This is a genomic window from Burkholderia sp. CpTa8-5 (assembly GCF_017815045.1).
In the GTDB taxonomy this organism is placed as follows: Bacteria; Pseudomonadota; Gammaproteobacteria; order Burkholderiales; family Burkholderiaceae; genus Burkholderia; species Burkholderia sola.
In genome coordinates this window covers 486,449-497,764 of the sequence record NZ_JAGIQD010000002.1, presented here as the reverse complement: position 1 = coordinate 497,764, position 11,316 = coordinate 486,449, and the positions used below count along the sequence as shown (strand labels likewise).

General features: G+C 69.5%; 9 protein-coding genes and 1 riboswitch. Of the genes, 3 read left to right on the top strand and 6 right to left on the bottom strand.

Annotation, left to right across the window (positions count from 1 at the left end; all coding sequences use genetic code 11):
- The first annotated feature begins 413 nt into the window (after nucleotides 1-413).
- Nucleotides 414-815 (top strand): OsmC family protein, encoded by a 402-nt coding sequence (locus tag J8I35_RS05595; protein WP_124593270.1) that lies wholly within the window; start codon nucleotides 414-416, stop codon nucleotides 813-815.
- 105 nt (nucleotides 816-920) lie between these two features.
- Here the strand turns inward: J8I35_RS05595 and J8I35_RS05590 are convergent, their stop codons facing one another.
- On the bottom strand, nucleotides 921-1,802 hold the full coding sequence (locus tag J8I35_RS05590; RefSeq protein WP_209924736.1) for a Dyp-type peroxidase: 882 nt from the start codon (nucleotides 1,800-1,802) through the stop codon (nucleotides 921-923).
- Nucleotides 1,803-2,291: 489 nt separating this feature from the next.
- On the opposite strand from J8I35_RS05590, the gene J8I35_RS05585 reads away from it, so the two are divergent.
- Nucleotides 2,292-4,154, top strand: coding sequence for an ABC transporter ATP-binding protein (locus tag J8I35_RS05585; protein ID WP_124553940.1), 1,863 nt, complete (start codon nucleotides 2,292-2,294; stop codon nucleotides 4,152-4,154).
- Between the two features lie 211 nt (nucleotides 4,155-4,365).
- Nucleotides 4,366-5,079, top strand: coding sequence for a riboflavin synthase subunit alpha (locus J8I35_RS05580; RefSeq protein WP_209924735.1), 714 nt, complete (start codon nucleotides 4,366-4,368; stop codon nucleotides 5,077-5,079).
- Nucleotides 5,080-5,097: 18 nt separating this feature from the next.
- Here J8I35_RS05580 and J8I35_RS05575 read toward each other — a convergent pair whose 3' ends face one another.
- From J8I35_RS05575 to J8I35_RS05555, 5 genes are all read right to left on the bottom strand, one after another.
- Nucleotides 5,098-5,682, bottom strand: coding sequence for a hypothetical protein (locus tag J8I35_RS05575; protein ID WP_209924734.1), 585 nt, complete (start codon nucleotides 5,680-5,682; stop codon nucleotides 5,098-5,100).
- A 78-nt stretch (nucleotides 5,683-5,760) separates the two neighbouring features.
- Nucleotides 5,761-7,002 (bottom strand): voltage-gated chloride channel family protein, encoded by a 1,242-nt coding sequence (locus J8I35_RS05570; protein WP_050017377.1) that lies wholly within the window; start codon nucleotides 7,000-7,002, stop codon nucleotides 5,761-5,763.
- Between the two features lie 79 nt (nucleotides 7,003-7,081).
- Nucleotides 7,082-7,185: riboswitch (Fluoride riboswitch) on the bottom strand.
- A gap of 78 nt (nucleotides 7,186-7,263) precedes the next feature.
- Nucleotides 7,264-8,283 carry a chemotaxis response regulator protein-glutamate methylesterase gene (locus tag J8I35_RS05565; RefSeq protein ID WP_050017378.1) on the bottom strand — a complete coding sequence of 340 codons (1,020 nt, stop codon included), beginning with the start codon at nucleotides 8,281-8,283 and terminating at the stop codon, nucleotides 7,264-7,266.
- Nucleotides 8,280-10,595, bottom strand: a complete 2,316-nt coding sequence (locus J8I35_RS05560; RefSeq protein WP_050017379.1) for a hybrid sensor histidine kinase/response regulator — start codon at nucleotides 10,593-10,595, stop codon at nucleotides 8,280-8,282. The genes J8I35_RS05565 and J8I35_RS05560 overlap by 4 nt, the downstream gene beginning before the upstream one ends.
- Nucleotides 10,592-11,302, bottom strand: a complete 711-nt coding sequence (locus J8I35_RS05555; RefSeq protein WP_050017380.1) for a chemotaxis protein CheW — start codon at nucleotides 11,300-11,302, stop codon at nucleotides 10,592-10,594. Before J8I35_RS05555 ends, J8I35_RS05560 begins: the two co-directional genes overlap by 4 nt.
- Nucleotides 11,303-11,316: the final 14 nt, after the last annotated feature.

Below are 11,316 nucleotides of genomic sequence, written 5' to 3'. Positions count from 1 at the left end.
GGACGGCTATCCCGAAATATGAAGCGACGGCATCTTAGCCGAACGGGTCGTGCCTTTGGCGCGAAATGGCCGACGGGGACAGCATGATGGCGGATTACTACAGGCTGCCGCATGCCGCTGGTATGCCGATACAGAATCGCGTATGCGATGCGGCCGATTATTGCAGCCGTCATGCTTAATGACGTGCGTGTTTGATTGCGTTACATCGACAAAGCGAACGCTCGCGTATCGGCGCGAACGGCATCGACGTGCATCGAACGCGTGCGAACGCATCGCCGCGCGCGTGCGCAGCAGCGCCGGCATCGCCGACGCGTAGCGCGTAGCGCGCGCCCGCGCGGCCGGAACGGTATGCTGACGGCTGCACGCCGCCACGCGGCGCCCGCTTTCCTTTATTTGCTTCCCGGAGCCCTGCCATGTCCCTGATCCACGCCGCCGCCGTCCTCGATGCCGACGCGCCCGACTACGTCGTCCAGTTGCAGGCCGGCACGCATGCGCTGACCGGCGACGAAGCGCCGCGCGAAGGCGGCCAGGATCGCGGGCCGGCGCCGTACGAATTCGTGCTGGCCGGGCTCGCGCAATGCACGGCCGCGACGCTGCGTATGTACATGCAGCGCAAGACGTGGCCGGCCGCGCGCATCGTGGTGCGCACCGAGCTGCATGCCGATCGCGAAGGCGTGCAATACGTGCGCCGCGTCGTGACGCTCGACGGCCCGCTCGACGACGCGCAACGCCAGCGTCTCGCGGAAATCTGCGAGAAAACCCCGGTGACGCAGTTCATCAAGCGCGGCACGCGGATCGACACGACGCTGAACTGACGCACGCGGCAGTCCGCACGCACTGCCGCTTGAAAGCTTGAAAAACGAAACGGGCGGGCCGCGCATTCCGGCGCGACCCGCCCGTTCGTCGATCCCGCCCGGCGCTTACAGTCCGAGCGCGGCGAGGTCCAGCTTGCCGTCCTTCATAGGCGGGCACCAGAAATACGCGCCCGTCAGCGGCCGCGTGAAGCGGAACAGGCCGTCGACGATCCCGTCTTCCTCGCCGCTCATCCGGCGCATCTGCACGTCGAATGCGCGGAACGAGCAGCCGAACGCGACGAAGTACAGGCCCGCCCGGCGCGCGTCCGACCACGGCGACGAACGGCGCAGCATGAACGCCTCGGGCGCGAAGCTTTCCTGCGCGGTGCGCTTCACGTGCGCGAATTCGGGCGCGTCGTCGAGTTCCTCGTTGTCCGAACGGCGACGCCCGATGATGTGGTCCATGTCGCCCGACGGAATGCGCTCCATCTGGTCGAAGTCGTGCACCCACTGCTGCACCGCGACGAAACTCGAGCCGTCGAGCCCCGCGCCCTGCCCCGTGACGATCGCCGCGGCCACCGCGTCGTCGCCTTCCGGGTTCTCGGTGCCGTCCTCGTAGCCGGACAGGTCGCGATCGTTCGAATAACGGAAGCCGTCGACGGCCTCCTGCAGCGCGAACGCCGGCGCGAGCGCGCGTTCGATCGCCCGCGCGCGCAGCACGATTTCGCCGCGGTCGTCCGAGCGCAGCCAGACCCACACGTCGGCCGGCGTCATCGGCAGCGTACGGTCGTTCACCGAGAACGCCGGATAGTCGGTCAGGCCCGGCACCGGGTGCCCGAGCCAGGCGGCCAGCGCGTGGCCGAAACCGACCACCGTGTCGCGTCCGTCGACGATCTCGCGCAGCGCGGCCAGCGCCGCGGCGATATTGCCGTCGTTCGACATCGTGAAAGTGAGGTATCGGGCTACCGTATCGATCGGAGCCAGGATGCCTTGCTGAACGTCGCTCATCGTATCCTCGGGAATGGTTCGGAGTGAATCCGGGCGGCCGCGCGTCGTCGCGCGCCGCGGACGCGGAAGTGTAATCGATGCGCGCGCCGGCTCCGCACCCGCCATCGCGCAACGTACGCGAAAAGGGGCCAAAACCCGGAATACTCACCGTATCGACGCAGCAACGCCGCATTCGTCAGACGTTGCGGCGCGCGCGACTGTCCTGATAAAATCCGTGCACGTCTTTTCGGCGTCCTTTCATTCAACCGTTCACTTCAGGGAGGTGCAGATGTTCCGAATGCCAGCAACCTTCCCGAACGTGGTCTCGCGGCGCAGCTGATCCAGCCCGCCGTCCGCGCCGGCTCCCGAGTTTTCCGCTAACCCGTCAGCCGCGCTTTTCCCGACAGCCCGTTTCGTTCCGCCCCGCGTGTGTCGCGCGGCCCGGCTGTTGCGTTTTCGACGTTCTCCGAACCGGAAAGTCCCGTCGCGCGATGCGCCGGGCAACAATACATGACCAGAAAAAGCTCCCATCTGGGCGGCCACGCATTCCAGGCCGTCTTCGGCTTCACCATCCGTTACTGGCGCAAGCAGCCGGCGCGCATCGCCACGGTCGCGAGCCTCGCGCTGCTCGCCGCGCTCGCCGACGTCCTCACGCCGCTGTTCGCCGGCCGCCTCGTCGACGCGCTGTCGACCGGCCTCACCGACCGCGCCGCGGCGTGGCATTCGGCCCTCGTCGCGTTCGGCACGCTCGCCGCGCTCGGCATCGGCGCGACGGTGCTGCGCCAGGGCGTCTACCTGAACATCATCACGCTCACGCTGAAGATGATGAGCGAGATCGCCGCCGCGTCGTTCCACCGCGTGCAGCGCTTCTCGACCGACTGGCACGCGAACAGCTTCGCGGGCTCGACCGTGCGCAAGATCACGCGCGGGATCTGGGCGCTCGACCTGCTCAACGACACCGTGCTGATCGCGCTGCTGCCGTCGGTCGCGATGCTGGTCGGCGCGACCGTGCTGCTCGGCACGCACTGGCCGGTGATGGGGCTCGTCGTCGGCGCGGGTTCGCTGCTGTACATCGCGGTGACGGTCGCGGTGTCGCTCGGCATCGTCGCGCCGGCCGCCCGGCTCGGCAACCTGTGGGACACGCGCATGGGCGGCGCGCTGGCCGACGCCGTGAGTTGCAACGCGGTCGTCAAGGCGTTCGGCGCGGAAACGCGCGAGGAAGCGCGGCTCGCGCGCGTGATCGGCAAATGGCGGCAGCGCACGCGCCGCACGTGGGTGCGCGGCACGTTCAACGGCGGGCTGCAAGGCGCGATGCTCGTCGCGATGCAGGCCGCGATGATCGGCGTCGCGTTGCGGCTGTGGATGAACGACGAGGCGAGCGTCGGCGACATCGCGTTCGCGCTGACGATGTTCTTCATGCTGCAGGGTTACCTGCGCGACGTCGGCATGCACATCCGCAACCTGCAGCGCTCGGTGAACGACATGGAAGAGCTCGTCGCGCTCGAACGGCAGCCGCTTGGCATCGACGATCGCCCCGGCGCGCCGGCGATCCGGATCGGGCAAGGCGAGATCCGCTTCGAGCACGTGACGTTCCGCTACGGCAACCATCCGGTGCCGCTGTACGACGATTTCTCGATGCGGATCGCGCCCGGCGAACGCGTGGGCCTCGTCGGTCATTCGGGGTCGGGCAAGACGACGTTCATCAAGCTGATCCAGCGCCTGTACGACGTGTCGGGCGGCCGCATCACGATCGACGGCCAGGACATCGCGCAGGTGCGGCAGGATTCGCTGCGCAGCCAGATCGCGATCGTCCAGCAGGAGCCCGTGCTGTTCCACCGCACGCTCGCGGAGAACATCGCGTATGCGCGCCCCGATGCGAGCCGCGCCGACATCGAGCGCGCCGCGCGTCTGGCGAGTGCGCACGACTTCATCGCCGCGCTGCCGGACGGCTATGACACGCTCGTCGGCGAACGCGGGATCAAGCTGTCGGGCGGCGAGCGCCAGCGCGTCGCGATCGCGCGCGCGTTCCTCGCCGATGCGCCGATCCTGATCCTCGACGAAGCGACGTCGAGCCTCGACAGCGAAAGCGAGCTGCTGATCCAGCAGGCGATGGAGCGGCTGATGGTCGGCCGCACGACGCTCGTCGTCGCGCACCGGCTGTCGACCGTGCGCGCGCTCGACCGGCTGCTGGTGCTCGATCGCGGCAAGGTGATCGAGGAAGGCAACCACGACGCGCTGATCCGCATCGACGGCGGCATCTATCGCCGGCTGTTCGAACGGCAAGCGCTGGAGCTCGCGAAGGGGCTCGCCGATTCGCCTCGGCGCGTGGCGGATCGCGATGCCGGGGCGCTGGGGGAGCCGGCTGAGGTTTGATGCAAGCACGGCGCGATGCAGCCTGGCGGCGCGGTCATCGCCGCCGGGCCGTGTCGGCGAGCCAGCGGATCCGGATCGAGGCCGTGCCACGTGCACGGCCTTTTTTGTATCTGCGGCACGGGCTCGCCGGCGCCGGCCCGCGCGCCGCGGCATGTCCGGCAGCGGGATCACTTATCATGTCGGCCAGGAAATTTGCGACGAGGGATCGATCATGTTTACAGGCATTGTTCAGGGTGTTGCCGTCATCAACGCCATCAAGGATCACGGCGAACTGAGGACGTTCAGCATCGAGTTCCCCGAACGGTTCACCGACGAGATCGAGATCGGTGCGAGCGTGTCGGTCGACGGCGTGTGCCTGACGGTGACGACCATCCATTCGCCGGCGCTGATCGACTTCGACGTGATGCTGCCGAGCCTGCGGATCACGACGCTCGCCGACCTCGCGACCGGCGCGCGCGTCAACGTCGAGCGGGCCGCGAAGGACGGCGCGGAGATCGGCGGTCATCCGCTGTCCGGTCATGTCGATTTCACGGGGACCATCGCGCACATCGCGTCGTCCGAGCACAACCGGATGATCCGCATCGGCGTGCCGGCCGCGTTCAAGCGCTATGTGTTCGCGAAGGGCTACATCGCGATCAACGGCTGCAGCCTCACCGTGTCGGACGTCAATCGCGACGAAGGCTGGTTCGACGTCTGGCTGATTCCCGAAACGCGCCGCGCGACCACGTTCGACGCGAAGGGCGTCAACGACAAGGTCAACATCGAGATCGAGCGCAGCACGCAGGTGGTCGTCGATACGATCCGGGAAGCGGTCAAGGAAACGCTCGGCGAACTGAACGGCGTCGTCACCGCGTTGCTGGCGGAAAAAGGCATCGATATCGAGGAACTGCTGGCGCGGAACGTCGCGCGGCTGCCGAAGCAGTAAAGGCTGATTAAGCGCGTGCTAGGTGATCCGCTGGATCACCGAGTAACGGCTGCCGTCCGAAAACACCTCGACCCACGGTTCCGATTCCTCGAACGTCCAGAGGACGAGTTCGAGGTCGATCAGTTCATTCCAGTCGTCGTCGGGCCATGGCATGTGCCATCCGCCCGCGACGGCCACCACGCCGCCCGTGTAGAGCGGGCATCGCGCCATCCACTCGCGCTCGTAGTCGTGCGCGGCCGCGCCCTTGAAGTTGCCGTTGAATCCCCAGTCGCGCTGCCATCCGTGTGCGTCGAGGTACGCGCCGATCGCGGCGGAACCGAAGCGGAACACCGCGTCGACCGGCGGAAGCGACAGCGCGTCGGATCGGCACAGCGGGCGGGCGGAACGGACAGGTTGCGTGGAAGTCTCCACGCGGCCTGACGTGCCGCTATCGTCGAGATGGACGTTCAGCCAGACGCCGTCGCGTTCGGTGGAAATGCACAACTCGCCGGCATCGACCCCATGCCAGTAGCCGGTGACGGGTTCGCCGTCAGCCGCGAAGCGGTACTGACGGCACGGCCTCGCAAGCCGCCTGGCTTCGGTCAGGAAATCGTCCGACGTCATTGGATGCCTCTCTTTTTAGCGTCCCGGGTATCGCATCGCGCCGCCGCGATCGAACGACATCGACCGCGCCCCCCCACCTCACTCCGCCTCCACCCGCGCCCCCTTCCCCACCGCCACGCGCTGCGCGCGATAAATCCCCGCGTGCCCGGAAAACAGATACGCGACGACACAGGCGACGATCGCATACACGCCGATATCCGCGCCGAACAGTTCGATCGCCATGATCGTCGACGCGATCGGCGTGTTCGCCGCGCCCGCGAACACCGCGACGAAGCCGAGCCCCGCGAGCACGGGCACCGGCAGCGCCAGGACCTGGCCGAGCGCATTGCCGAGCGTCGCGCCGATGTAGAACAGCGGCGTCACTTCGCCGCCCTTGAACCCCGACGCGAGCGTGACGACGGTGAACGCGAACTTGCCCGCGAAATCGTAAAGCGGCAGCGGGCCGTGAAACGCGGCCTCGATCGTCGGGATGCCGAGGCCGAGATACTGCGGCACGTTCAGCACGGTCGCGGCCACCGCAACCAGCAGGCCGCCGAGCACCGGCTGCAGCGGCGCATAGCGGATCACGCGGCGAAACCACGCGGTCAGCGCATGCGTCGCGAACGCGAACAGCCGCCCGACCACGCCGAACGCGATGCCCGCGACGACCGTCACGGCCAGCCCGGTCGCCGATACGGCCGGCACGAACGGAATCGCATAGGCCGTGTGATGGACGCCCCACGCGCGGCACACGACGTCCGCGACGATCGCCGACGCGACGCAGGTCAGCAGCGCGTCGTACCGCACGCGCCCGATCGCGAGCACCTCGAGCCCGAACACGGCGCCCGCGAGCGGCGTGCCGAACACCGACGCGAAGCCGGCCGCGATGCCGCCCATCAGCAGCACGCGGCGGTGCTCGCGATCAAGCCGAAACAGGTGCGTGACGCGATCGGCGAGCGCGCCGCCCATCTGCACGGCCGTGCCCTCGCGGCCGGCCGACCCGCCGAACAGGTGCGTGACGACGGTCGCGACGAGCACGAGCGGCGCCATCCGCTTCGGCACGAGCGCCTTCGGGTCGTGAATCTCGTCGATCAGCAGGTTGTTGCCGCGCGCGACCGACTGGCCGAAGCGATGGTAGACCCAGCCGGTCGCGAAACCGGCGGCCGGCAGCCCCCACAGCAGCCACGGATGCGCAACGCGCGTACCGGTCGCCCAGTCGAGCGCGATCAGGAACAGCGCGGAAGCCGTGCCGGCGAGCGCGCCGAGCAGCGCGGAAAGCGCGAGCCAGCGCCACACGTAGCGCACGGTCGCGAAAAGATCGGCAGAAGTGGTGAAGAACATGATTTCCAGATTCGACGGAACATCAAAACCTGGGCGGCAGAATACCGGATGGACGGCCTGCGACCTCCTGACGACCCAGGAACACGCAGGCATCATCAGCCGGGCAAACCGGCGGTTGAGGGCCGCACCGCGCGCCACGCGCCGGGAACGACCGCAGGGAGGCATGCCATCTCCGCAGGCCGCAATTGTACGCGACGCCGCGCCACGCATGCAATGCAGCGCCGGCGCGCCACGCAACGACGGCGCCTGCCCGATGCGCGGTCAGTCGCGCGGCGCGAGCGCGATCCGCGCGATCAACTGCGGCGCGATCTGTTCGAGCGGCAGGATCGCCGACGCCGCGCCGACCGCCGCGGCCGCCTTCGGCATCCCGTACACGGCGCTGGTCGCCTCGTCCTGCGCGATCGTGTAGCAGCCCTTCGCCCGCATCGCCTTCAGGCCGAGCGCGCCGTCGCGTCCCATGCCCGTCAGCAGCACGCCGAGCGCGTCACCCTGCCAGCCGTCCGCGACGCTGTTGAAGAACACGTCGATCGACGGCCGGTACGGCGTTTCGACCGGATGCCGCGTATAGCCGAGCACGCCGCGCGGCGACAGCATCAGATGGTCGTTGGTCGCCGCGAGCAGCACCGTGCCGGCTTCCGGCATGCTGCCCTGCCGCGCGACGCGCACCGGCAGCCGCGTATAGCCGTCGAGCCATTCGGCCATCCCGTACGCGAAGGCCTGGTCGACGTGCTGGACGATCACGATCGCGGCCGGAAAATCCGCCGGCAGCGCGCGCAGCAGCGCAGTGAGCGCGGTCGGCCCGCCCGCCGACGCGCCGATCGCGACGAGCGTCGGCTGTCCGCGCGCGGGCGTCGGCCCCGGCGGCACGAGTGCCGCGCTGCGGCTTTCGAGCAGCCGGCCGATCTGGTCGATCTTCGCGAGCAGCGCCTGCGGCGACGCGTCGGTCGACAGCCCGAGCGCGAGCGTCGGCGTATCGACCGCGTCGAGCGCGCCGGCGCCCATCGCCTCGTACACCGACGACGTGTTCGCGCTGACGCTCGCCGTCACGATCAGGATCGCGCACGGCGCGCGCGCCATGATCCGGCGCGTCGCGGCGACGCCGTCGACCTTCGGCATCACGAGATCCATCAGCACGACGTCGGGCGGATGCGCGACGCAGAAATCCACCGCCTCGTCGCCGTCGGTCGCGACCCACAGCACGCGATGGTCCGCGCGCAGCGCGATCACGCGGCGCAGCGCCTCGACGGCCAGCGGCAGGTCGTTGACGATGCCGATGTTCATGCGCGTGCGTCCCCGATCAGGTCGTGCACGGCATCGAGCAGCGCTTCGTCGTGGAAGCTGCTCTTCGCGAGGTAGTAGTCGGCGCCGGCATCGAGCCCGCGGCGGCGATCCTCGTCGCGATCCTTGTACGACACGATCATCACCGGCACGCGCTTGAGCATCGGGTCGCCCTTGATCAGCGTGACGAGTTCGATCCCGTCCATGCGCGGCATGTCGACGTCGGTCACGACGAGATCGAACGCATCGCTGCGCACCGCGTTCCATCCTTCCATCCCGTCGACCGCGACCGTCACGTCGTAGCCGCGCTTTTCCAGCAGCTTGCGTTCGAGCTCGCGCACCGTCAGCGAATCGTCGACGACGAGCACGCGGCGGCGCCGGTCGGCCAGCGCGAGCTGCGGATCGCGCGTGACCCGCGCGAGCTGGCCGCCGCGCACGAGCTTGTCGACCGAGCGGATCAGGTCCTCGACGTCGACGATCAGCACCGGGTCGCCGTTCTCGAGCAACGCGCCGGCCGCGATGTTCTGGATCTTGTGCAGGCGGCTGTCGAGCGGCTGCACGACGAGCATCCGTTCGCCGAGGAAGCGGTCGACCGCGACGCCGTACAGCTCGGGTTCGGCGCCGACGACCACGACCGCCGTGCTGGCACGGGTCACGTCGGGTTCGCCCGCGTCGAGCAGCTGGTGCGCGGCGACGAGGCCCGCGCGCCGGCCGTCGAACGGAAAATGCGGCTGCCCTTCGAGCACGTCGATGTCGTCGTGCGAAAGCTCGAGCGTGCGGCGCACGTGGGCGAGCGGGAACGCATACGGCTCGCCGCCGACCTCGACGAGCAGGCTGCGGATCACCGACAGCGTGAGCGGCAACTGCAGCACGAAGCGCATGCCGGCGCCCGGCTCGTTGAAGATCCGCACCGCGCCGCGCACGCCGCGCACCATCTCCTGCACCGCGTCGAGGCCGACGCCGCGCCCCGATACGTCGGTCACCGCATCGCGCATCGAGAAGCCCGGCAGCAGCAGGAATTCGAGCAGTTCGGGGTCGGACAGCCGCGCGGCCGTCTCGTCGTCGGTCAGGCGCTGGCGCACGACGGCCGCGCGCAGCGCGTCCATGTCGACGCCCGGCCCGTCGTCGATCACGCTGACGAGCAGCGAGCCGGCGCTGTGGCGCGCCTCGAGCGTGACGCTCGCCTCGGCCGGCTTGCCGCGCGCGCGCCGCGCGTCGGGCGAATCGACGCCATGGTCGATCGCGTTGCGCAGCAGGTGGCCGAGCGGCGCGTCGAGCAGGTCGAGGATGTCGCGATCGACCTGCGTGCCTTCGCCGACGATCGAGAAACGCACCTGCTTGCCGAGCGAGCGCGCGAGATCGCGGACGATACGCGGATACGCGCGCGTCGCGTCGCCGAACGGCCGCATCCGGCACTGCAGCGCCTCGTCGTACAGCTGCTCGGCGATATGCGTGCTGCGCCGCTCGAAGCGGTCGAATTCGTCCATGCGCTCGGCGAGCGAGCGCTGCAGGTCGTTGAGCATGTGCCGCACTTCGTTCATCGACGCGAGCATGCCGGCGTCGAGCTCGTCGGCGAACTGCTCGACCATCAGGTCGAGCGAACGGGCCGCGTCGCGCTGCGCGCGCTTCACGCGCAGCATCGATTCGGCGAACGGCTTGAGCCAGCGCGATTCGACCAGCGATTCGCCGGACAGGCTCAGCAGCCGGTTCAGCGTATCGGCGCGCACGCGGCGCATCGCGCCGGCGCCCGCCACGCGGCCCGCCTGGACCGGATCGGGCACCGGGCTGGACACGGCGAGCGGCGGCACCGCGGCGCTCGCGCCGACCGGCTCGTTCGCGGCGCCGTCGTGATCGCGATACGGCACGAACGACGGCGGCATCGGCACCGGCGGCGGCACGGCGGCCGGCGCCTGCATCGTCTGCGCGCCGTCGGCGCCCGTCAGCGCCGCCGCGAACACGTCGATCTCGGCCTGCGACACGGGTTGCCCCTGCGGATCGCCGACGCGCACCAGCAAATCGACGCCGGCCAGCAGTACGTCGACGTGCGTGGCCGTCAGCGCGATCGTGCCGGCCTGCGCGGCGACGAAGCATTCCTCCATCCGCCCGGCGATCTCGACGCCGAGCGGCACGCCGACGATGCGCGCGGCGCCCTTCAGCGAATGCGCGGCGCGCATGCACGCCTCGAGCGCGACGGAATCGGGCTCGCCCGATTCGAGCGCGAGCAGCCGCTCCGACAACGCCTGGGTCTGCGTGCGCGTCTCCTCGCGATACAGCTCGAGCAGCGACAGGTGGCTCAGGTCGTCATCGCCGCTCATCGCATGCTCCGTGTCACGGCATCGAACAGACGATCGTCGTCGAGCAGCCCCACCGACTTGCCGCGCCACGACAGCACGCCGCGCGACAGGCCGGCGCTCGCGCGCCCGACCGTCGCAGGCACCGGCACCCAGTCGGACGCGCCGAAGCGCAGCACGCCCTCGACTTCGTCGACCGGAAACACGACCGGTTCGCCCTGATGCGCGGCCACCAGCAGCCGCGTGAAACGGCCGTCGCCTCCGCCCCCGCCGTTGCCGGCCTTGCCGGCATCGAGGCCGAGCAGCGCGCCGATCGAGATCGCAATGCGCAGCGTGCCGCGGATGTTGACCACGCCGCGCACGGCCGAATGGCGGCGATACGGCAGCGAGTGGATCGGGCGCGTGCCGGCGATCTCGCGCAGCACGCCGATCGGCAGCGCGAGCCATTCGTCGGCCACCCGGAACGCGAGCGCCGCATGGCGCGTATCGCCGTCGTCGTCGCCCGCGCGCGCCGTGCCGAGCGCACTCATCCGGCGCGTGACGTCCGCCATCTCGGCCACGTCGAGCGGACGCTCGAGCAGCTTCGCCGCGTGCGACGCGTAGACCGGGCAGTTCAGGCAGCGCAGGCAGTCGTTCAGCCGCTCGCACGAGCGGTCGCCGCGCGTGCCGATCCGGTTCCAGCAATCGTCGACGTCGAGCGTCGCGTCGTCAGTGGCAGCGGCGCGGTTCATGCGTTCCTCTGGTC

Excerpts from the sequence above, each read along its gene's own strand:
- J8I35_RS05595 (WP_124593270.1), top strand. The coding sequence starts at position 414 with ATGTCCCTGATCCACGCCGCCGCCGTCCTCGATGCCGACGCGCCCGAC.
- J8I35_RS05590 (WP_209924736.1), bottom strand. The coding sequence starts at position 1,802 with ATGAGCGACGTTCAGCAAGGCATCCTGGCTCCGATCGATACGGTAGCC.
- J8I35_RS05585 (WP_124553940.1), top strand. The coding sequence starts at position 2,292 with ATGACCAGAAAAAGCTCCCATCTGGGCGGCCACGCATTCCAGGCCGTC.
- J8I35_RS05580 (WP_209924735.1), top strand. The coding sequence starts at position 4,366 with ATGTTTACAGGCATTGTTCAGGGTGTTGCCGTCATCAACGCCATCAAG.
- J8I35_RS05575 (WP_209924734.1), bottom strand. The coding sequence starts at position 5,682 with ATGACGTCGGACGATTTCCTGACCGAAGCCAGGCGGCTTGCGAGGCCG.
- J8I35_RS05570 (WP_050017377.1), bottom strand. The coding sequence starts at position 7,002 with ATGTTCTTCACCACTTCTGCCGATCTTTTCGCGACCGTGCGCTACGTG.
- J8I35_RS05565 (WP_050017378.1), bottom strand. The coding sequence starts at position 8,283 with ATGAACATCGGCATCGTCAACGACCTGCCGCTGGCCGTCGAGGCGCTG.
- J8I35_RS05560 (WP_050017379.1), bottom strand. The coding sequence starts at position 10,595 with ATGAGCGGCGATGACGACCTGAGCCACCTGTCGCTGCTCGAGCTGTAT.
- J8I35_RS05555 (WP_050017380.1), bottom strand. The coding sequence starts at position 11,302 with ATGAACCGCGCCGCTGCCACTGACGACGCGACGCTCGACGTCGACGAT.